The organism is Streptomyces flavovariabilis (genome assembly GCF_000725785.1).
Lineage (GTDB): Bacteria > Actinomycetota > Actinomycetes > Streptomycetales > Streptomycetaceae > Streptomyces > Streptomyces hawaiiensis.
In genome coordinates this window covers 1-22046 of the sequence record NZ_JNXD01000015.1, presented here as the reverse complement: position 1 = coordinate 22046, position 22046 = coordinate 1, and the positions used below count along the sequence as shown (strand labels likewise).

Here is a 22046-nt window from a genome sequence, read left to right as displayed (position 1 = left end):
GTGTGCGCCGTCCGCTCCCACGGACGGGGGGGGGACCGCCACGCGGCATCGCGTACCTCTCCGGCGGTGCGAAGAGCCAGACGCGCTGGTGCGAACCTCACCGGAACGTGACGGGTTGGCGCAGGTGCTTCGGTGCGCGGATCTGTCGTGCGGCGGTGCGTGGAGCTGCCGTGCAGCACAGATTGCCCAGGGCCGACACGGTTCGACATATCGAACTAAGGCCGGGTTCTCAGACAGGGATGATTGAGGTATTAACGATGGGTCGTCAATACTCTCCACAGAAGAAGTTTCGATTCCCTGCCCGAAACATTCGCTCCCCGCGAGCCCACAGCACCACTCCGGGCACACGCCGGAGGATGCCGTAGGGCCGGAGCGAGGCGCTGTTTGTGGACAGATCAGTGACAGGGCTTGACCAAGTGGCCCCGCATTCCTAACTTGTGGCGTCAAAGATTCCGGGAATTCTTCGAAATGTTTCGAGATCGCCCCCGCCCGGCAGTCCGCTCCACGGTTCATCGGGGTCACCTCACCCCCGCCCCCCAAAGGAGTGCCCTCTGATGTGGTTTCGCCCTCCGTCCCCGGTCCGCCTGAGACGCTTACTCGCCGTCCTTGCGCCCTTGCTGCTCGTGGCCACCTTCCTCGGCGCCCAGCCCGCCCAAGCGGCGACCGTCGACCCCAACGCCTCGTATGTGCTGGTCAACCGCAACAGCGGCAAGGCCCTGGACGTCTACAACCTGGCGACCAGCGACGGCGCCCGCATCACCCAGTGGACCAGGAACGACCAGAACCAGCAGCTGTGGCAGTTCGTCGACTCCGGGGGCGGCTACTACCGCATCAAGTCCCGCCACTCGGGCAAGGTGCTGAACGTCCAGAACGGGTCCACCGCCAACGGCGGCGCGATCGTCCAGTGGACCGACATGAACAGCACCAACCAGCAGTGGCGGCTGGCCGACAGCTCGGACGGCCACGTGAGGCTCATCGCGCGCCACAGCAACAAGGCCCTCGAAGTGCAGGGCGGCTCCACCGCCGACAACGCGAACATCGTCCAGTATGACGACTGGGGCGGCACCAACCAGCAGTGGCAGCTCGTCAAGGTCGGCGGCAACAACCCCGGCCCGTGCGATCTTCCGTCGACATACCGCTGGACATCGACGGGCACGCTGGCGCAGCCCAAGCCTGGGTGGGCCTCGCTCAAGGACTTCACCGTCGTCCCCTACAACGGCAGGCACCTCGTCTATGCGACGACGCACGGCGCCGCGGGAACAGGAGCGGGCTGGGGTTCGATGAACTTCGGCCTGTTCACCAACTGGCCGGAGATGGCCTCGGCCAGCCAGAACACGATGTCGGCCTCCACCGTCGCGCCCACGCTCTTCTACTTCGCGCCGAAGAACGTCTGGGTGCTCGCCTACCAGTGGGGCGGTGGGAGCGCCTTCTCCTACCGGACGTCCAGCGACCCCACCAACCCCAATGGCTGGTCAGCACAGAAGGTGCTCTTCTCCGGAAGCATCACCGGCTCCGGAACAGGACCCATCGACCAGACGCTCATCGCCGACGGCACGAACATGTACCTGTTCTTCGCCGGTGACAACGGCAAGATCTACCGGGCCAGCATGCCGATCGGGAACTTCCCGGGCAGTTTCGGCTCGACCTACACAACGATCATGAGCGATACGGCGGACAACCTGTTCGAGGCCCCGCAGGTCTACAAGCTCCAGGGCCAGAACCGCTACCTCATGATCGTCGAGGCGAGGGGCTCGCAGGGCCGCTACTTCCGCTCGTTCACGGCCACCAGCCTGAACGGCTCATGGACACCCCAGGCCGCAACCGAGAGCAATCCCTTCGCCGGCAAGGCCAACAGTGGCGCCACCTGGACCAACGACATCAGCCATGGCGAACTGATCCGCACCAGCGCCGATCAGACCTTCACCGTCGATCCCTGCAACCTGCAGTTCCTCTACCAGGGACGCAACCCCAGGGGGGGGGGGGGGCGGGGGGGGCGGGGGGAAAGCCCGAGCCCGCCACGGGCTTTTTCCAGGAGAAGCGTCTGCCCCCGCGCGGACGCGCATGCGAAAAATGTGGATCACTTGTTCGTCGGACCAGTACGGTAGATCGGCACCTCATCCCCTGGCTTTCGCATGGTCGATGTGAGGCGGCGTCAGGGACTGTCCTGTCGGCGCATGACCATCTGCACCACAGAACCGAGGAGTTACATGACCGCGGCCGACAGTTCTCCCACCTCCCCGTGGATACGGCGGTACTCGCCCGCACCTGACGCACCGGTCCGGCTGGTGTGCCTTCCGCACGCGGGCGGTTCGGCGCCCTTCTACGCCGGGCTGGCCAAGGCACTCGGACCGCGGATCGACACCCTCGCCGTGCAGTACCCCGGGCGGATGGACCGCCGGCACGAGCGGCTGCTGACGCGGATCGACGACCTCGCCGAGGGCCTGGTCGCCGAGCTGACGCCGTGGAGCGACCGCGGGATGGCCGTGTTCGGGCACAGTATGGGAGCGATGCTGGGATTCGAGGTGGCGCGGCGCCTTCAGGCCGCGGGCCGTCCGCCGGTCGCGCTGTTCGTGTCGGGCCGGGGCGCACCTACCCGCCATCGACGGGAGTTCGGCGAGCGCCCGGACGACCGGACACTCATCGAACAGATGCGGAAGCTGGGCGGCACCGACCCGCGTGTCTTCGACAACGAGGAACTGGTGGAGCTCGCGCTGCCGGTGATCCGCGCCGACTACGAGGCCGTGGAAAGCTATCAGTACCGTCCGGGCCCGCAGCTGAGCTGCCCCGTGATCGCGCTGAACGGCCAGGACGACCCCAAGGTGCCGGACGGGGACGCCGACGCGTGGGCCGAGCAGACCACCGGCGCGTTCGAGCAGTTCACCCTGCCCGGCGGGCACTTCTACCTCATGGACCGGCAGGCCGAGGTGACCGGCGTCATCGCCGACCGGCTGGCGCGGCTGACCCGCACCCAGCCTGTCTGAGCGACGTCTTGGGGCGACCCTGACTGCGTCGCCCGGGACGCTTTGGGTAGTGTGCGATACAGCAGGGGTGCGAGTCATCCGTGCGACGGGGGAGGAATCTGCGTGACCGTTCAGTGCTTGGTGCCGGGCCCGGCTGTGCCGTCGATGACGGGCCGTGTGCCCGACGAGCAGCCCGCGTGGCCGGCCGGACAGCCGTAGACACGCCTTTGGCAGCCGTCCGCACCACGCGGACGAACACCAGTGCCGAGTTCTGACGCGCGTTCACCCACTCCCCCCGTCGAGGGTCCGATCGCGACAACGGCCGAAGCCACCCACTGACCGGCAACGCACCCAAGGGACACGGGGGTTCGAATGTGATGACCTTACGATCGCAATCCGAGCAGGGGCTGGACGACGGCACGAGACGGTCCCTGCTTCGCCACATGCTCGTGGCGCGGGGCATCGACGAGGAGGCCCGGCAGCTCCAGAAACAAGGAGCGCTCGACCTCTGGCTGTCCTGCCAGGGGCAGGAGGCGGCGCAGGTGGGGTCCGCCCTGGCCGTGGGCCCCGAACCCGCCGTCTTCCCCAGCTACCGTGAACACGCGGTGGCTCTCCTTCGGGGTGTGGCCCCGGACGAGCTGCTGGCGCAGTGGGCCGGCCGTACCTTCTGCGGCTGGGATCCGCTGCAGCGGCGCTTCTTCCCCTACACGCTGGTGCTGGCGGCGCAGACCCTGCACGCCGTCGGCTACTCGCTGGGACAACGGCTCCAGGGACGGGACGACTTCGTCGTCGTCTACGTCGGTGACGGCGCGACCAGCGAGGGTGACATGTCCGAGGCGATGAACCTGGCCGCCGTCGAATCCGCCGCCGTGCTGTTCGTCTGCCAGAACAACGGCTGGGCCATCTCCAAGCCCTCCGGCGAGCAGATGCGCACCTCCGTCGCCGAACGCGCCCGGGGCTTCGGCATCGAGTCCGCCGCGTTGTCCGGGCGGGAACCCGAGGCCGTCTTCACCGCCTGCCGCCGGGCCGCCCAGCACATACGCGAGTCCAAGTCGCCGTATCTGGTGGAGCTCTCGGTGGGACGCATCCACGGCCATTCGACGTCCGACGCCCAGGAGCTGTACCGCGAGCGGGACGACATCGCGAGGACCCGGGAGTCGGACCCCGTGACCGCCTACGCGGACCGGCTGACCACCGAGGGCGTGGTGGACGCCGCGTGGCGGGAGTCCGTCGACGCGGAAGTGCGGGAGCTGCGGAACCAGCTGATGAAGGGGTACGTGTGATGGCCGCGGGACGGCCCGCCAGCATGGCGGAGACGATCAACGCGACGCTCGCCGACCTGATGGAGCAGGATCCGAAGGTGCTGCTCCTCGGCGAGGACATCGGACGGCTGGGCGGGGTCTTCCGGGTCACCCGGGGTCTCCAGCAGCGGTTCGGCGGGGACCGGGTGCGGGACTCGCTGCTGGCGGAGTCCACCATCGTCGGCCAGGCCGTCGGGATGGCGATCAGCGGTCTCGTACCGGTGTGCGAGATCCAGTTCGACGGGTTCGTCTATCCCGCGGTGAACCAGCTGGTCACGCAGGCGGCCCGGGTCGGCGACCGCTGGAACGGGCAGATCAGTCCGAGTCTGGTGGTGCGCATCCCGTCCGGTGGCGGCATCCGGGGCGTCGAGCACCACAGCGAGTCCAACGAGGCGCTGTTCGCGCGCGCCCCCGGCATCTCGGTGGCGTATCCGTCCACGGGCGAGGACGCCGACCAGATCCTGCGGTATGCGGTGGGGCTGGGGTCGCCCGTGGTGATGTACGAGCCGATCCGGCTCTACTGGCGCCGGACTGCGCCCGCGCGCAGCGCAGCGCCGGCGGCGTCGCCGACGGCTGCCCGGGTCGTCCGGCCGGGCACGGACGTGACCGTGGTGACCTTCGGCGCGGTCACGAACGAGGTCCTGGAGGCGGCGCACGCGCTCAGCCCGACGGTGGACGCCGAAGTGGTGGACCTGCGCTGGGTGGCCCCGGTCGACATGGACACAATCCTTCGGTCCGTGGCCCGGACCGGGCGGCTGCTGATCGTGCACGAGGCGACGAAGTACGCGGGCATCGGTGCGGAGGTGGCCGCCGCGGTGGCCGAGCACGGCTTCGACTCGCTGCGCTGCCCGATCCGGCGGCTGGCCCCCGACCGTCGCGCATATCCGCCGGCGGACTTCGAGAACGACTACCTGATCGGCGTGCAGGAGATCACGGATGAGGTTCTGGTGATGATGAAGTGAGTGTTGAGCACATCGACCTCCGGGTCCCCGGCTTCGGACACGGCCTCGGCGAGGCGCTGCTGGTCGAGTGGGTCGCCGCCGTCGGCGACCACGTCGAGCGGGGGGACGTGGTCGCGGTGATGGAGACCGACAAGGCGAGCACCGAGATCGTGGCGGAGCGCGGTGGCCGGGTCGCCGCGCTGTCCGCGACGGTCGGCACCATTCTCAAATCCGGTGACGTGCTTTACCAGTTGGCGGCCGACTAGCCGCCGTCCCACGGCTTCAAGGAGAGGGAAATGAACGACATCGAACGCCGGATAGCCGACATCATGCTCACCAAGCTGCGGGAGCGGGACCCGTCCCTGGGCTACGACGACCTCGAGCGGCCGGTGGGCGACCTCGACCTGGACTCGCTCGACATCGTCGAGCTGACCCAGCTGCTGGAGCGGGAGTTGCAGGTCAAGGCCGATCTGCGGGAAACCGCGAGCTTCGGTCTGCTCCAGGACTTCACCGCCTACTTCGTGAAGCTGGCCGAGCAGTGACGAGCGCGGGCATCGTCGATCTCGCCACCGCGAAACCGGGCCGGACCATCGACAACACCCACTTCGAGGCGATCGGCCTCACCGACGAGTGGATCAGGCGCCGCAGCGGGATCGCCTCCCGCGGCTGGCTCGACGACGACGTCCCGCTGGCGGAGGTGGCGGCGGAGGCCTGCGCCCCGATCGTGAGCCGGATGGCCGACCCCTCGTCCGTCGGCGCCCTCGTCCTCGTCAGCACGTCCGTACGCCAGCGTGTCCCGGGCATCGCGCAGAAGGTGGCTGAGCTGGCCGGGCTGCCGTCGTCGGTGCTGGGCTTCGACATGAACGCGGCCTGCTGCGGCTTCGTCTACGGACTGGTCACCGGGCTGTCCCTCTGCGACGCCGGGCAGGCGCCGTCGGTCCTGGTGTGCTCGGTGGAGGCCATGTCCCGGCTGGTGGACCGGACCGACCGGCAGACCGCCTGCCTCTTCGCCGACGGGGCCGCCGCCGTCCTGCTGGAGCGGCGCGAGGAGTTCGCGCGTTTCCACCATGTCGCCGGGAGCGACGGCTCCCGCGAGGGGCTCATGCGGGAGACCGACGCCGGCGGCATTCATCTCGACGGGATGCAGGTGTACGACCGTGCGGTGCGCCGGATGTCGGAGTCGGCCCGGTATCTCGCCGAGCGGGAACCCGCGCCGACGGTGCTGGTCGGCCACCAGGCCAACGGACGCATCCTGGAGCAGGTCCGCACGTTCACCGCCGACCTCGGCGTGCCCTTCGTGAACCGTATCGCGCACTTCGGCAACACCTCCTCGGCGTCGGTTCCGCTGGCGTTCGCCGAGGAGCTGGACTCGGGCTCCCTGCCCGCCGAGGGCCGTCTCGGTGCCGTCGCCTACGGCGCGGGCGAGGCCTGGGGCGGGGTGTCGGTGAACTACCGGATACCGGCGGCCCGGTAGCCGGGCACGGGGAAGTCCTGACCTTAGGAGGTTGTCATCTATTCGCCAGAAGCCTGGGTGCTTCGCTCCGGTTCGCTGGTCGGCACGTCCGACGGCGGCCCGGGCGGCGCCCTGCAACGTGATCTGTTCTCCTTCGGCCCGCTGGAGGAGGGTGAGGCCCTGGTGGAGCCGATTCTCGGCTCCTGGGAGGCCAACATCGATCATGCGCTGGCCCGTTCGCCGATCGACGTGTGCAGCAGCCGCGGTGAGGACGCCGTGGTCCTCGGAAACCTCGGGGTGGTACGTGTCCTCAAGGTGAACGCGGCCGGCCGGGACGTCCAGGTCCGCGAGGGGGACCTGTGTCTGCTGCTGCCGTTCGGCAAGTGCGACCGGTACGGCTACGCCGAACTCGCCTACGCCTACGACGCGCCGCACACCATCGGCCTGCTGACCAAGCGGTCGAAGATGGACACCCGGGTGCTGCTGCCCATCCCGGCCGACACCGCCTACTCCCTGCCCCAGTGGGCCACCTACGGCCGGTACTTCACGGCATGGGACAACTGGCAGAAGGCGTACGGCTGCTGGCGGACGCAGATCGCCGACGACGACCCGTCCGGCCATCTGGTGTTCGGCTGGGGCGGCGGGGTCGCCTTCGCCGAGCTGATGCTGGCCCGGCGCGCCGGGTTCCGGGTGGCGATGACGGCGGGCTCGGACGAGCGGATCGCCTTCCTGCGCGCCCACGGCATCGTCCCGGTGGACCGCCGGCTCTACCCTGACCTCTCTCTTCCACCCCGCCAGGCCAGGGCGGACCGGGAGCGCCTGGCCCGCCGCCGGCAGTCGGTGGCCGACTTCCTCGGCGTGGTCGACGAGCTGAGCGACGGCCGGGGAGCGGCGATCTTCGTGGACAACATCGGCGAACCGCTGTACGACGTCACCGTGAAGGCCCTCGCCCGGGAGGGCGTCGTCACCACCTGCGGCTGGAAGGCGGGCATGCGACTGTCCCACCTGCGGGGCGCCGAGTGCATCAGCAGGCACATCCATGTGAATACGCATGTGTGGCGGCTGCCGGACTCGCCGGCCATCCGGGACTTCCAGGAGGCGGGCGGCTGGACGGCTCCCGAGGGGTCGACCGTCGTCTACGACTTCGAAGAGGTGCCGAGGCTGGCCGACGACTACGCCGCGGGCCGGATCGAGTCGTACTTCCCGCTGTACAACGTGAACCCGCTCTAGATCCACAACCGCCGGACGGGGCCACCAGAACCGTCGAGGCCCCGCCCCGGCGTCGTACGGACGCCGGGGCGGGGCCTTGTCGTGGGTGCGGAGACCGAGCCGTCAGTCCGGGTCCCGGTCGAGCCATTCCACGACCGGCCGGGCCGTGGCGGCGGACTGTTCCTCCATCATGCTCCAGTGGTTTCCCGGCACCTCGACCGCGGTGTGCGGCAGCTGCCAGAAGGCCTGCGGGGCAGGGGCACCGGACCGGTCTCCCGGGGCGATCCGTTCACCGGCGCGGACGAACAGGGTGGGGGTCGCGATCCCGGCCGGTTCCCAGTCCGCGAAGAGCCGGAAGTAGGCGCCCATCGCGGTCAGCCGGGTGAAGTCCACCCCGTCCACCAGCCCCTCCCGGTCGAACATGCTGTCCATGAAGACCGAGGCGAAGCCGTCGACGACGTCGTTGCCGGGCAGATAGGTGTCCAGCAGCACCACACCGTCGGGCACCACGCCGACGCTCTCCAGCCGCGCGGCCACGGCGTGCGCGAGCCATCCACCCGAGGAGTGCCCGACCAGCACCATCGGTCCCCCGTCGGCGCAGGCCAGTGCCGCGTCCGCCTGGGCGGCGACGGCCGCCTCGACCGACCGCGGCAGCGCCTCCCCGTCGGAGAAGCCGGTCGGCACCAGCACCGACACGTCCCTGACGTCGTGGAAGGCCGTCGCGAACCGCGCGTACTGGTGGGCGCTGGACAGCGCCACCGGGGCGGCGAAGCAGACCAGCGACGGCCGTCGCGGCCCGTGGGAGAGCCGCACCGGCTTCGGCGCGCGCCGGGCCGCGTCCGCCGCGTCGAAGGCGGGACGGACCCGGGAGGCCGCCATCAGCAGCTCCACGCCGTCCTTGTACTGCCCGGCCTCGCAGGCCTGCCGGAACAGCGCCTCCACGGAGCCGGCCTGCGAGGACGCGCCGGCGGGCGGCACGGTCTGCGGCCCGGCGTCCTCGGTGGCGGCCGTCGCCAGCAACCCGCGCAGATGCGCGGCTACCTCGGCCGGCGTCGGATGGTCGAAGATCAGCGTGGCCGGCAACGGGACGCCGCCCGCGGCGGTGAGCCGGTTGCGCAGTTCGATGGCACCGAGCGAGTCGAAGCCCATGTCCGTGAACGGCTGATCGGCATCGATCACCGCTCCGGAGGAGTGGCCGAGCACCGCCGCGACCTGGTCGCGCACCGCCGTGCCGAGGAACTCCTCCCACGCGGCCTGCGGCATCTCCGCGAGTGCCCGTCGCAGGCCGCCGGTCTCCGCGGTGGGCCGCGCCCGGCGTGCCGGGGCCCGGACCAGGTCCCGCAGCAGCGGAGGCAGCAGACCGGCCGGCGACTCCCCACCGAGGCCGCTGGGGTCGAACCGCATGGGGACGAGCGTGGCGTCCTCGCCGGTGCTCGCCGCATCGAACAGCGCCAGACCCTCCTGGTCCGACAGCGCGCCCAGGCCCGCCCGGTGCAGCCGCTGCAGCTCCGCCTCGCCCAGCCCCTCGGTCATCCCGCTGAGCCGCGCCCACATGCCCCACGCCAGGGAGACCGCGGGGCGGCCGCTCGCCCGCCGGTGCAGGGCCAGCGCGTCCAGGAAGGCGTTCGCCGCGGCGTAGTTGCCCTGTCCGGCGCCGCCCAGCGTGCCGGCCAGCGACGAGAACAGCACGAACAGGGAGAGGTCCGCGTCGGCGGTCAGCTCGTGCAGATGCCAGGCGCCGTCCACCTTGGGCCGGAGCACCGAGGCCAGCCGCTCCGGGGTCTGCGAGCCGATCACGCCGTCCGCGACCACACCCGCCGTATGCACCACGCCGGTCAGCGGATGCTCCCGCGGTACGGCGGCCAGTACCGCGCCCAGCCCTTCCCGGTCGGCGACGTCGACCGCGGCCACGGTCACGGACGCGCCCAGTGCCTCCAGCTCCGCGACCAGTTCGGCGGCGCCCGGGGCGGCCTCGCCCTGTCTGCTGGTGAGCAGGAGCCGCCGTACGCCGCGATCGGCCACCAGATGCCGCGCCACCAGGGCGCCCAACGCTCCGGTGCCACCGGTGACGAGCACCGTGCCGTGCGCCCCGGGCCGGGCCTCGGCCGGGCCGGTGACCGCTGCCCGGGTGAACCGGGCCACCGACGCCACACCCTGTCGGATTATCAGCTGTGGTTCGTCGGTGCCGAGGGCGGTGGGCACCGCGGCGCCGGACTCCTGGGCGTCGTCAAGGTCCAGCAGGACGAACCGGCCGGGGTGCTCGGCCTGCGCGGAACGCACCAGCCCCCAGACGGTCGCGGCTGCCGGATCCGTGACGGGCGGTGCCGCCGCGCCCCGGGTGACCACCACCAGCCGGGCTGAGGCGAACCGTTCGTCCGCAAGCCACGACTGGAGCAGGCCTAGGACGTCTCGTGCCAGCCGGTGCGCGCGCTCCACCGGGCTCTCGTCACCCGCGGGCTCCGCCACGCCGGCCAGGACCAGGTCCGGGACCACGGCACCGGGCTCCCGCAGACAGGCCTCGAGCGCCGTGAGGTCGGCGTGCCGCTCCACGGCACCGCCCGCGTCCGTGAACGCGCGCCGCAATCCGGTGTCGTCGGGGCCCAGCAGGGCGCACCGGGAGGCGCGGGCCTCTCCCGCGGCGAGCGGCGTCCACTCCAGCCGGAACAGCGACCTCCGGTAGGCACCGGCCTGCACCTGCTCGGCACTGACCGGCCGCAGTACCAGGGCGTCCACGGACGCCACCGGGGCTCCCGAGGACTCGACGGCCGCGAACGACACCGTGTCCGGCCCGGCCGGGGCCAGCCGTACCCGCAGTGTGGTCGCCCCCGCGCGGTGCAGCCTCACCCCGTTCCAGGAGAACGGCAGCCGCCCCCGGCCGTCGTCGGCCAGGAGTCCTCCGAGGTTCAGTCCGTGCATCGCCGTGTCCAGCAGCGCCGGATGAAGCCCGAAGCCCTCGGTGGTGTCCCTCACCGGCTGCGGCGCCTCCACCTCCGCGTACACCTCGTCACCGAGCCGCCAGGCGGCCCGCAGCCCCTGGAAGGCGGGCCCGTACTCCAGCCCGCCGTCGGCCAGCCGCTCGTACAGCCCGTCCACCCGCAGCGGCTCGGCCCCGGCCGGCGGCCACTCCCCCGGTGCCCACGGGAACGCGGCATCGGGGCTCGACGCGGAGAGCAGGCCCTCCGCGTTGAGCGTCCACTCGGCCTCACCGTCGGCACCCGCCGCCCGTGAGTAGACCCGTACGAGCCGGGAGCCGTGCTCGTCCGGAGCGCCCACGAGCACCTGGAGGGCGACCGCCCCCCGCTCCGGCAGGACCAGCGGCGCCCGCAGCGTGAGCTCGCTCAGCTCACCACAGCCCAGCCCCTCCCCGGCCCGCAGTGCCACGTCCACCAGGGCCGTGCCGGGCAGCAGCACCACCCCGGTCACGGTGTGGTCGGCCGAACACTGCGTCGACACTGTCCTGGCCCATCGCGGACAGGACACCGTCCGGGCCCAGCTCGATGAACGTCCGCACACCCTGCTCGGCCAGCGCCCGCACCCCGTCCGCGAAGCGCACCGCCGCACGGACGTGCCGCACCCAGTAACCCGGGTCGCACAGCTCCTCGGCGGTGGCCGCGCGGCCCGTCACGTTCGAAACGACGGGGATACGCGGCGCGTGGAACGACAGCTTCTCCGCCACCTGACGGAACTCCTCCAGCATCGGCTCCATGTGCGAGGAGTGGAAGGCATGGGAAACCGTCAGGCGCTTGGACTTGCGACCCTGCTGAGCGAACTGCTCCACAACCTCGAGGACTTCGCGTTCATCGCCCGAAATCACCACGGACTCGGGCCCGTTGACAGCAGCGATCGACACGGCATCGGTCAGTGCCTCGACGACCTCGGCCTCGCTCGCCTGCACGGCCATCATCGCACCACCGGCGGGCCGCACACACCGCATCGAACGCCTCCGCGAACACCGGAAACGCCCCATACAACTCCCGGCCCATACCAACCCGCTGCGACCCCTGCCCCGTGAACAGGAACGCGGATTCGCCCCGGCGGGAGACGTCCCCTCGTACCACGCCCGGCGCCTCTCCGCCCTCGGCGAGTGCTGTCAGGCCGGCCGCGAAGGCGTTCCGGTCCGAGGCCACGACGGCGGCACGGTGGCCCATGAGGGTGCGGGAGGTCACCAGGGACAGGCCGATGTCCTGGGGTGTGCCGTCCGGGTGAAGGTCCAGGTGCGTGCGCAGGCGGCGAGCCTGGGCGCGCAGGGCTTCCTCGGACTTGGCGGTGAGCACCCAGGGCACGGTGGTGGTGCGGACGGTGGGCTGCGGGGTGTCGGCAGGGTCGGCGGCGGGAGCCTGCTCCACCACGGCGTGCGCGTTGGTGCCGCTGATGCCGAAGGAGGACACGGCGGCCCGGCGGGGTCGCCCGCTCTCCGGCCACTCCCGCGCCTCGGTCAGCAGCTCGACCGCGCCCGCGGACCAGTCCACCTGCGGTGAGGGCTCGTCCACGTGCAGGGTGTGCGGCAGCCGGCCGTGCCGCATCGCCATCACCATCTTGATGACACCGGCGACACCGGCGGCCGCCTGGGTGTGGCCGATGTTGGACTTCAACGAGCCCAGCCACAGCGGTCGTCCCCCGGCCCGGTCCTGGCCGTACGTGGCCAGCAGGGCCTGGGCTTCTATGGGGTCGCCCAGCCGGGTGCCGGTGCCGTGGGCCTCCACCGCGTCGATCTCGTCGGCGGAGAGCCGGGCGTCGGCGAGGGCCTGGCGGATGACGCGCTGCTGGGAGGGGCCGTTGGGGGCCGTCATACCGTTGGAGGCGCCGTCCTGGTTGACGGCGGTGCCGCGCACGACGGCCAGGATCGGGCGGCCGTTGCGGCGGGCGTCGGAGAGCCGTTCCAGCAGCAGCATGCCGACGCCCTCGCCGAGGCCGGTGCCGTCGGCGGCGGCGGCGAACGCCTTCACCCGGCCGTCCGGTGCGAGGCCCCGCTGCCTGGAGAACTCCAGCAGGGTCACCGGAGAGGCCATCACGCTGACGCCGCCGGCCAGGGCCATGGTGCACTCCCCGGAGCGCAGCGCCTGGGCGGCGAGGTGGAGGGCGACCAGCGAGGACGAGCAGGCGGTGTCGAGGGTGACCGCGGGGCCTTCCAGCCCGTAGGTGTACGCCAGCCGCCCCGAGGCGATGCTGCCCGAGTTGCCGTTGCCGATGTAGCCGGCGACGTCGTCGGGCACGGCGCGCAGCCGGGCGGCGTAGTCGTGGTACATCACCCCGGCGAACACGCCGGTGCGGCTGCCCTTCAGTGCGGACGGGGCGATGCCGGCCCGTTCGAACGCCTCCCACGAGGTCTCCAGCAGCAGGCGGTGCTGGGGGTCGGTGGCCAGCGCCTCGCGCGGCGAGATGCCGAACGGGGCGGGGTCGAAGTCCGCGGCGTCGTACAGGAAGGCGCCTTCGCGGGCGTAGGCGGTGCCGATGCGGTCCGGGTCGGGGTCGTAGAGGTTGTCCACGTCCCAGCCACGGTCCTCGGGAAGGCCGGACACGGTGTCGGTGCCCTCGGAGACCAACCGCCACAGGTCCTCGGGGGACATGACGCCGCCGGGGTAGCGGCAGGCCATGCCCACGATGGCGATCGGCTCCCGGCTGCCGGCCTCCAGCTCGCGCACGCGCAGCTTCGCCTCCTGCAGGTCGGCGGTCACACGGCGGAGATAGCCGAGGAGCTTTTCCTCATTCATCACGTACTCGTCGCTCCTCGCGGATCGTCGTCAAAGGTGCAGGGCATCGCTCACAGCTCCCCGAGCTCGCCGTCGATGAAGTCGAACAGCTCGTCGGCGGTGGCCGTGTCCAGGCTGCGGGTGGTCTGCGCGGGTTCCGGCTCGGTGCGGAAGCGGCTCCACTTGGCGAGCAGCGTCTGAAGCCGCACGGTGATCTCCTCGTGGGCGGTGTCGTCCGGGGCGACCTCGGCGAAGTCGTCCGGGCTGATCGTGGCTAGGGCCGACTCCATGCGGGCGAGTTCGGCGAGCAGCGGTGCCGTCGCCGTGGGCTCCTCCAGGTCCAGGTCGGCGAGGAGCTGGTCCGCGAGCCGGTTGGGGTTGGGATGGTCGAAGACCACGGTCGCGGTGAGCCGCAGCCCGGTGACCTGGTTGAGCCGGTTGCGCAGTTCCACGGCGGTCAGCGAGTCGAAGCCGAGTTCGCTGAAGGCCTGGTCGGGTTCCACGGCGTCCGCGGAGGTGTGTCCGAGGACGTCGGCGACCTGGCCGCGGACCACGTCGAGCAGCACCCGGGCGCGGTCCTGGGCGGGTACGCCCAGCAGCCGGTCGCGCAGGGCGGTGCCGTCCGTGTCGGTCTGCTCCTGTGCGGTGCGCCGGGCCCGGCCGCGGACCAGGTCGCGCAGCAGCGGCGGTACGGCGCCCGCGCCGCCCGGGGCGAGGTCGAGGCGGGTCGGCACCAGCAGGGCCTCGTCCAGGGTGTCGGCGAGGTCCAGCAGGGCCAGGCCCTCCTGCGCGGACAGGCCGGTCATGCCCGAGCGGGTCATACGGCGTATGTCGACGTCGCCGATGGTGTCGGCCATGCCGCTGTTGACGCCGGTCTCGTCGGCCCACAGGCCCCAGGCGAGGGAGGTGGCCGCCAGCCCGTGGGCCCGGCGGTGGTGGGCCAGGGCGTCCAGATAGGCGTTGGCCGCCGCGTAGTTGCCCTGGCCGGGGCCGCCGAAGACACCGGCCGCGGAGGAGAAGAGGACGAACGCCGACAGCTCCAGGTCCCTGGTGAGGGTGTGGAGGTGCCAGGCGGCGTCCACCTTGGGGCGCAGCACCCGGTCCACCCGCTCGGGGGTGAGGGAGCCGATCACGCCGTCGTCGAGCACGCCGGCGGCGTGCACCACGGCGGTCAGCGGATGCTCCTCGGGGATGCCGGCCAGCAGCGCGGCCAGCGCTTCCCGGTCGGAGGTGTCACAGGCGGCGACCGTCACGCGGGCGCCCAGTCCGGTGAGTTCCGCGGCCAGTTCGGCGGCGCCGTCGGCGGCCGGTCCGCGCCTGCTGGTGAGCAGCAGGTCACGGACGCCGCGGGCGGTGACGAGGTGGCGGGCTACCAGGCTGCCAAGGGCGCCGGTACCGCCGGTGATCAGGACGGTGCCGCCGGGGCGGGCGGCGAGGCCGGTTCCCGTGCCGTCCGCCGGTGTGTCCGGCCCGGCCGGGTCCGGCGGTGAGGCGGTGACCCGGGTGAGGCGGGCGGCGTGCGCGGTGCCGTCCCGCAGAGCCAGTTGGGGTTCGCCGGCGGCGAGGGCGGCGGGCAGGGCTCGCCAGGAGGGTTCCCGGTCGTCGAGGTCGAGGAGGACGAACCGGTCCGGGTTCTCGGTCTGTGCCGACCGGATCAGTCCCCACACGGCGGCGCCGGCGAGGTCCGGCACGCTGTCATCGGGGTGCGCGGCGACCGCGCCGCGGGTCACCACGACCAGCCGGGCGGTGGCCAGGCGCGGGTCGGCCAGCCAGGACTGGGCCAGGTTCAGCGCGTCGTGCGCGGCGGTGTGCACCGCGTCCGGCGGCTGGGGGCCCTCCGCGCCCGTCCGTTCCGGCGTCCGCGATCCGCCGGCGGCCACCAGCACCGTCTCCGGCACCGGGGCGCCCGCGCCGACGGCTTCGGCGAGCGCGGCCAGGTCGGGGTAGGCGCCGGGCGGGGCGCCCACGGCCTTGAGGTTCTCGGCGAGGCGCAGCTCGTCGGAGCCGAGGACCGCCCAGGAGCCCGGCGCCACGGCCGGGCGGGCGGACGTCTCGGGCAGGGCCGCCCAGCCGAGCCGGAACAGCTTGTCGTGGTGCCCGGCGCGTGCGCCCGCGAACGTGTCGGCCGTCACCGGGCGCAGCACCAGCGACTCCACCGAGGCGACCGGTGAGCCGGATGCGTCGGCGACGGTGAGGGACACCGTGTCCGGGCCGGCCGGCGACAGCCGGACGCGCAGCGCTCCCGCGCCGGCCGTGTGCAGTGACACGCCGGACCAGGAGAACGGCAGCCGGATGCTGTCCTGGTCGGTGAGCAGTCCGCCGGGGCCGATCGCGTGCAGCGCGGCGTCCAGCAGTGCCGGGTGCAGCCCGAAGTGTGCCGCGTCGGCGCCGGTCCGCTGGTCGGGGGCGACTTCGGCGAGTACGTCCGCACCGTCCTGCCAGACGGCCCGCAGGCCCTGGAACGCCGGGCCGTAGTCGACGCCGTCGACCGCCAGCCGCTCGTACAGGCCGTCCACGGGGACGGGCACGGCACCGGCGGGCGGCCAGAGGCCCGTCCCGGCGGGGGCGGGCACGGCGCCGACGGCGAGCAGACCGGTGGCGTGGCGGGTCCAGGGTTCGCCGGTCGCGGTGTCCTGGGCGCCCGCGGAGCGGGAATGGACGGTCAGCGGGCGGCGTCCGGCGGTGTCGGCCTCGCCGACGGTCAGCCGGACCTGGACGGCGCCGTGTTCGGGCAGCACCAGCGGGGCCTCGATGGTGAGTTCGTCCAGCCGGTCGCAGCCGACGTGGTCGCCGGCGCGGACGGCCAGCTCGACGAAGGCGGTGCCGGGTACCAGCACCACTCCGGCGACGGCGTGGTCGGCGAGCCACGGGTGGGTGTCGAGCGACAGCCGTCCGGTGAACAGCAGGCCGCCGGAGTCGGGCAGTTCCACGGTGGCGCCGAGCAGCGGATGGCCGGCGGCGGCCAGCCCGGCCGCGGTGACGTCACCGGCGGTCGCGTGCGGCAGCTGCGGCCAGTACGACTGGTGCTGGAAGGCGTAGGTGGGCAGGGGCACCGGGCGGGCGCCCCGGTCCGCGAAGACCGGCCGCCAGTCGACCGGCAGGCCCGCGACATGCGCCTCGCCCAGGGAGGCGAGGAAGCGGTCCAGGCCGCCCTCCCGGCGGCGGATCGTGCCGATCACGGTCGCGTCGCCGTCGATCTGCTGCACCGCGACCGTCAGCATCGGGTGCGGGGAGCTCTCCAGGAACGTGCGGTACCCGTCCGCCAGCAGTCGGCGGACGACGGGCTCGAACAGCACGGTGCCGCGCATGTTGCGGTACCAGTACTCGGCGGTCAGCTCGGCGGTGTCGACGATCCCGCCGGTCACCGTCGAGTAGAACGGGATGTCCGTCGACCGGGCGGTCACCGGGGCGAGCAGTTCCAGCAGGGGTTCGCGCAGGGGCTCTACCTGCGGGCAGTGGCTGGGCACCGAGGCGGGGATGACCCGCACCCGGATGCCGTCCGCCTGGCACTCGTCGACCAGCTCGGCCAGCGCCTGCTCGTCGCCGGCGATGGTGACGGCCTTGGGACCGTTGACGCCGGCCACGGACAGGGCCCGGTCCCAGCGGGCGACGCGGCGGGCCGCCTCTTCGCTGGAGATCATCACGGAGGCGACACCGCCCCGGCCGGCCAGGTTCTCGGCCAGCATGCGGCTGCGCAGCGCGACCACGCGGGCCGCGTCCTCCAGGGACAGCGCGCCCACGAAGCAGGCGGCGGCGATCTCGCCCTGCGAGTAGCCGACGACGGCCGAGGGCCGCACGCCGTGCGCGCGCCACACTTCGGCCAGCGACACCATCACCGCGAACAGCACCGGCTGGACCACGTCCACCCGGTCGAGGTCCGGTGCTCCGGGCACGCCGCGCAGCACGTCCATCAGGGACCAGTCGAGGAACGGGGCGAACGCGGCGGCGCACTCCGTCATCCGCTCGGCGAACACCGGGGAGGCGTCGAGCAGTTCGAGCCCCATTCCCTGCCACTGGGTGCCCTGGCCGGGGAAGACGAACACCGGGCCGCCTCCGGTCCCCGCGCCGGTGCCGCCACGGGCCGCTCCGGGCAGCTCGCGGCCGTCGGCGAGGGCGGCCAGCCGCTCCAGGAATGCGGCAGGCTCCGTGCCCACCACGACCGCGCGGTGGTCGAACACGGTACGCCCGGTGAGCAGCGAGTGGCCCACGTCCAGCGGGCGCAGCCGCGGGTGCCGCTCCAGGTGGGCCCGCAACCGGGCGGCCTGGGCACGTACGCCCGCCGCGGTCCTGGCGGAGAGCAGCCAGGGCACGACCGGTGCCGTGTCCTCGCCGGGCCCGTGGTCGGCGGGGCGCCGGTCCGCGGGGGGCGGTTCCTCCAGGATGACGTGCGCGTTCGTACCGCTGACGCCGAAGGACGACACGGCCGCCCGGCGCGGCCGGTCCACGGCGGGCCAGTCGCGTGCCTCGGTGAGCAGCTCGACAGCCCCGGACTCCCAGTCGACCTGCGAGGTCGGCCGGCCGACGTGCAGGGTGCGCGGCAGGGCCCGGTGCCGCAACGCCATCACCATCTTGATGATTCCGGCGGCGCCCGCGGCGGCCTGCGCGTGGCCGATGTTGGACTTGATGGAGCCGAGATACAGCGGTTCGGCGTCCGCCTCGCGCCGCCCGTAGGTGGCGAGCAGCGCCTGCGCCTCGATCGGGTCGCCCAGCTTGGTGCCGGTGCCGTGCGCCTCCACCGCGTCGACGTCCGCCACGGACAGTCCGGCGTTGTCCAGCGCCTGCCGGATCACCCGCTGCTGGGCCGGTCCGTTCGGCGCGGTGAGCCCGTTGGAGGCGCCGTCCTGGTTGACGGCGCTGCCGCGCACGATCGCCAGGACCGGGTGGCCGTTGCGGCGGGCGTCGGAGAGCCGCTCCACGAGCAACATGCCGACGCCCTCGCCCCAGCCGGTGCCGTCGGCGTCGTCCGAGAAGGACTTGCTGCGCCCGTCCGGGGAGAGCGCACGCTGCCGGGAGAACTCGACGAAGGTGCGCGGGGTGGACATGACGGTCACACCACCGGCGAGGGCCATCGAGCACTCCCCCGACCGCAGCGCCTGCGCGGCCAGGTGCAGGGTGACCAGCGACGAGGAGCAGGCGGTGTCGATGGTGACCGCCGGGCCCTCGAGGCCGAGGGTGTACGACACCCGGCCGGAGGCGACGCTTCCGGAGCTGCCGGCGCCGCCGACGTCGCCTTCGGTGTCTTCGTCGGAGGCCTGCGCCAGGAGCACGCCGTAGTCGTGGTACATCACTCCGGCGAAGACCCCGGTACGGCTGCCCTTGAGGGAGGCCGGGTCGATGCCCGCGTGCTCGATGGCCTCCCACGAGGTCTCCAGCAGCAGCCGCTGGTGCGGGTCCATCATCAGGGCCTCGCGCGGGCTGATGCCGAAGAAGGCCGGGTCGAACTCGGCGGCGCCGTAGAGGAATCCGCCCTCGTTGGTGTACGAGGTGGCGGGGCGGGACAGCTCCGGGTCGTACAGCGACTCGACGTCCCAGCCACGGTCGGCGGGGAAGACGCTCACGCCGTCGGCGCCGGTGGCCACCAGCTGCCACAGCTCGTCCGGGGAGGTCACTCCGCCCGGATAGCGGCAGGCCATGCCGATGATCGCGATGGGCTCGTCGGCGGCCGGCGCGGTGCTGCGGGTCGGCGGCGTCGTCTCGGTCTCCGCGCCGACGAGTTCGTCGCGCAGCATCCGCGCCAGCGCCAGCGGCGTCGGATAGTCGAAGACCAGGGTCGCGGGCAGTCGCAGCCCGGCGGCCTTGGTGAGCCGGTTGCGCAGCTCCACGGCGGTCAGCGAGTCGAACCCGGCGTCCCGGAAGGCCTGTTCGGTTTCGACGGCGTCCGCCGAGGCGTGGCCCAGTACCGCGGCCACATGGGTGCGGACCAGTTCCAGCAGCCGCCGTTCCTGCTCCGCCGGGTCGAGTCCGGCGAGCCCTCGGGCCAGCGCCGAGCCGGTGGCGGACTCCTCCGCGGCGAGCCGGCGCCGGGCGGGCCCGCGCACCAGGCCCCGCAGCAGGGCCGGTACGTCCGCGGCTTCCGCAACGGTGCCCGGGGTGCCGAGGTCGAGGTGCATGGGCACCAGGACGGGCTCGTCGACGGCGGCCGCGCGGTCGAACAGCGCGGTGCCCTGCCGGGCGGACAGCGGATGCAGACCCGAACGGGCCATCCGCTGAAGGTCGCTGTCGGTCAGCGCGTCCGCCATGCCGCCGGCCTCGTCCCACGGTCCCCAGGCCAGGGACCGGCCGGGCAGGCCGGAGGCGGTGCGGAGCTGGGCGAGCGCGTCGAGGAAGGCGTTCGCCGCCGCGTAGTTGGCCTGTCCGGCGCCGCCCATGACGCCCGCCACGGACGAGAACAGCACGAAGGTGGTGAGGTGCGCGTCGCGTGTCAGCTCGTGCAGGTTCCACGCGCGTCCGCCACGTCCACGGCGGCGACCCGCACGAAGGCGCCCAGACCGGTCAGTTCGGCCACCAGTTCCGCCGCCCCCGGCGCGGCCTCGCCCCGCCGGCTGGTCAGCAGCAGCCGACGTACCCCGCGTTCGGTCACCAGATGGCGTGCGAGCACCGCGCCGAGGGCGCCCGTACCACCGGTCACCAGCACCGTGCCGTCGCTCTCCGCCGCGGCCGGGGCGGTCTCGGCGGGGGCCGTCACCCGGGCCAGTCTCGGCACCAGGACACGGCCCTCGCGCACGGCCAGCTGGGGTTCGTCCGTGCCGAGCGCCGCGCCCAGCGACCCGATGGGGACGGCTTCCGCGTCCAGGTCGAGGAGGACGAAACGGCCGGGGTTCTCCGACTGCGCCGAGCGCACCAGGCCCCATACGGCCGCGCCCGCCAGGTCTGACAGCCCGTCCCCGACGGCGCCCCGGGTCACCAGGACCAGCCGCGAGGACGCGAACCGCTCCTCGTCCAGCCACGACTGCACCAGCGTCAGGGCGGCGACGGCCGCCTCGTGCACATCACCGGCCGCGGTCTCGCCGCCGGCACAGGCGAACACCACGTCGGGCACCGGCCCGTCGAGCGCGGCGAGGTCCGGACGGACGTCCGGACCCGGGCCGTCCGGGCCGAACGCGGCGGCGACACCGAACGCGTCGTCGCCCACGACGGCCCAGGAGCGGGCCGCGTCCTCCGCCGTCTGCTGCCGCTCGGGCAGCGGCACCCACTCGACGCGGAACAGGGATTCCCGGGCACCGCCCCGAGCCGCGTCCATCTGCCCGGCGTGCACCGGCCGCAGGGACAGCGCGTCGACGTTCGCCACGGGGACACCGGCCGGGTCGGTGACCGTGAGGGACACCGTGTCCGCGCCGACCCGGGACAGCCGTACCCGCACCGACCGGGCGCCCCCGGCGTGCAGGCTCACGCCCGTCCAGGCGAAGGGCAGCCGGGCCCGGCCGGTCCCCTCGACGAGATCGCCCAGGGCCACCGCGTGCAGTGCCGCGTCCAGCAGCGCCGGATGCAGTCCGAACTCGCCGGCCGCCTCCGCGACCTCCTCGTCCAGCGCGACCTCGGCGAACACCTCACCGGGCCGCGTCCACACCGCGCGCACGCCCTGGAACGCCGGCCCGTACTCCAGCCCGGCGGCGGCGAACCCGTCGTACAGTCCCTCGACCGCCACCGGGGCCGCGTCCGCCGGCGGCCAGGCGGCCGGCTCGGCCGGCGGAACCGGCCGGGCCGGAGCCAGCCGGCCACTCGCGTGGCGCGTCCACGCCCGGCCCGCCGTACGCGAGTGGATGCTCAGTGCCCGCGCGCCGGAGCCGTCCGGCCCGCCGACCGCCAACTGCACCTGGACCGCTCCGCGTTCAGGCAGGATCAGCGGCGTCTCCAGGGTCAGTTCCTCCAGATGACCGCAGTCGACCTGGTCCCCGGCCCGGATGGCCAGCTCCACGAAGGCGGTGCCGGGCAGCAGCACCGAGCCCAGGACGGCGTGGTCCGCCAGCCACGGATGGGTGTCCAGCGACAGCCGGCCGGTGAACAACAGCCCACCGGTGCCGGGGGTCTCCACCGCCGCGCCCAGCAGCGGATGGTCCGCGGCGCTCATGCCGGCCAGCTCGACGTTGCTCGAGGAGACACCGACCTCCAGCCAGTACCGCTGATGCTGGAAGGCGTAGGTCGGCAGCTCGACCGGCTCGGCGCCGCGGCCTGCGAAGAACGCCGCCCAGTCCACCCCGACGCCCTCGACGTGCGCCCGGGCGACGGCGGAGGTCAGCGTGTGCCCCTCGGGTCGGTCGGCGCGGAGGGAGGGAATGAACGACCCGTCGATGATGTCCTGGCCCATCGCGGACAGGACGCCGTCCGGGCCGAGTTCGATCAGGGTACGGATGCCCTGCTCGGCGAGCGTGCCGGCCCCGTCCGCGAAACGGACGGCCGCACGGACGTGCCGCACCCAGTAACCCGGGTCGCACAGCTCCTCGGCGGTGGCCATCCCACCGGTCACGTTGGAGACGAGAGGGATACGCGGCGCC

Annotated in this window: 12 protein-coding genes and 1 pseudogene; 8 read left to right on the top strand and 5 right to left on the bottom strand. The window is 72.9% G+C overall.

Features of this window, described 5'->3' with window-relative positions:
• Positions 1-554 precede the first annotated feature (554 nt).
• The 8 genes from IO24_RS0125155 (at position 555) to IO24_RS0125120 (ending at position 7885) form a co-directional block, all read left to right on the top strand.
• Complete coding sequence (locus IO24_RS0125155) at positions 555-2105, top strand: non-reducing end alpha-L-arabinofuranosidase family hydrolase (protein ID WP_244310222.1); 1551 nt, start codon at positions 555-557, stop codon at positions 2103-2105.
• 102 nt (positions 2106-2207) lie between these two features.
• Positions 2208-2981, top strand: coding sequence for a thioesterase II family protein (locus tag IO24_RS0125150; RefSeq protein ID WP_031139131.1), 774 nt, complete (start codon positions 2208-2210; stop codon positions 2979-2981).
• Positions 2982-3403: 422 nt separating this feature from the next.
• The gene (locus IO24_RS0125145) at positions 3404-4243 is read left to right on the top strand and encodes a thiamine pyrophosphate-dependent dehydrogenase E1 component subunit alpha (RefSeq protein ID WP_037668408.1); all 840 of its coding nucleotides are present in this window, start codon (positions 3404-3406) and stop codon (positions 4241-4243) included.
• A complete protein-coding gene (locus tag IO24_RS0125140; protein WP_031139127.1) occupies positions 4243-5223 on the top strand; it encodes an alpha-ketoacid dehydrogenase subunit beta in 981 nt (326 codons plus the stop codon). The genes IO24_RS0125145 and IO24_RS0125140 overlap by 1 nt, the downstream gene beginning before the upstream one ends.
• Positions 5220-5468, top strand: a complete 249-nt coding sequence (locus IO24_RS0125135) for a biotin/lipoyl-containing protein (RefSeq protein ID WP_234335432.1) — start codon at positions 5220-5222, stop codon at positions 5466-5468. The genes IO24_RS0125140 and IO24_RS0125135 overlap by 4 nt, the downstream gene beginning before the upstream one ends.
• 30 nt (positions 5469-5498) lie before the next feature.
• Positions 5499-5744 (top strand): acyl carrier protein, encoded by a 246-nt coding sequence (locus IO24_RS0125130; RefSeq protein ID WP_031139123.1) that lies wholly within the window; start codon positions 5499-5501, stop codon positions 5742-5744.
• Positions 5741-6676: a ketoacyl-ACP synthase III gene (locus IO24_RS0125125; RefSeq protein ID WP_031139121.1), complete on the top strand. Its 936-nt coding sequence runs from the start codon at positions 5741-5743 to the stop codon at positions 6674-6676. The genes IO24_RS0125130 and IO24_RS0125125 overlap by 4 nt, the downstream gene beginning before the upstream one ends.
• A gap of 57 nt (positions 6677-6733) precedes the next feature.
• Entirely contained in the window at positions 6734-7885 is a 1152-nt protein-coding gene (locus tag IO24_RS0125120) for an MDR/zinc-dependent alcohol dehydrogenase-like family protein (protein WP_031139119.1), read from the top strand.
• A gap of 102 nt (positions 7886-7987) precedes the next feature.
• Here the strand turns inward: IO24_RS0125120 and IO24_RS47685 are convergent, their stop codons facing one another.
• The 5 genes and pseudogenes from IO24_RS47685 to IO24_RS47410 all read right to left on the bottom strand — a co-directional run.
• A complete protein-coding gene (locus IO24_RS47685; protein ID WP_425274877.1) occupies positions 7988-11278 on the bottom strand; it encodes a type I polyketide synthase in 3291 nt (1096 codons plus the stop codon).
• Positions 11208-11759, bottom strand: coding sequence for an acyltransferase domain-containing protein (locus IO24_RS47680; protein ID WP_425274876.1), 552 nt, complete (start codon positions 11757-11759; stop codon positions 11208-11210). Before IO24_RS47680 ends, IO24_RS47685 begins: the two co-directional genes overlap by 71 nt.
• Positions 11662-13575: a type I polyketide synthase gene (locus IO24_RS47675; protein WP_051905974.1), complete on the bottom strand. Its 1914-nt coding sequence runs from the start codon at positions 13573-13575 to the stop codon at positions 11662-11664. The genes IO24_RS47680 and IO24_RS47675 overlap by 98 nt, the downstream gene beginning before the upstream one ends.
• A 50-nt stretch (positions 13576-13625) precedes the next feature.
• Positions 13626-19757, bottom strand: coding sequence for a type I polyketide synthase (locus IO24_RS47220; RefSeq protein ID WP_483027176.1), 6132 nt, complete (start codon positions 19755-19757; stop codon positions 13626-13628).
• 105 nt (positions 19758-19862) lie between these two features.
• Positions 19863-21622 (bottom strand): annotated as a pseudogene (locus tag IO24_RS47410) (KR domain-containing protein); the annotation flags it as partial.
• Positions 21623-22046: the final 424 nt, after the last annotated feature.

Bases quoted from the DNA above. Each gene is read 5' to 3' on its own strand.
- IO24_RS47675 (WP_051905974.1), bottom strand. From the start codon at position 13,575: ATGAATGAGGAAAAGCTCCTCGGCTATCTCCGCCGTGTGACCGCCGAC.
- IO24_RS0125150 (WP_031139131.1), top strand. From the start codon at position 2,208: ATGACCGCGGCCGACAGTTCTCCCACCTCCCCGTGGATACGGCGGTAC.
- IO24_RS0125140 (WP_031139127.1), top strand. From the start codon at position 4,243: ATGGCCGCGGGACGGCCCGCCAGCATGGCGGAGACGATCAACGCGACG.
- IO24_RS0125130 (WP_031139123.1), top strand. From the start codon at position 5,499: ATGAACGACATCGAACGCCGGATAGCCGACATCATGCTCACCAAGCTG.
- IO24_RS0125155 (WP_244310222.1), top strand. From the start codon at position 555: ATGTGGTTTCGCCCTCCGTCCCCGGTCCGCCTGAGACGCTTACTCGCC.
- IO24_RS47220 (WP_483027176.1), bottom strand. From the start codon at position 19,757: ATGGCCCGTTCGGGTCTGCATCCGCTGTCCGCCCGGCAGGGCACCGCG.
- IO24_RS0125145 (WP_037668408.1), top strand. From the start codon at position 3,404: ATGCTCGTGGCGCGGGGCATCGACGAGGAGGCCCGGCAGCTCCAGAAA.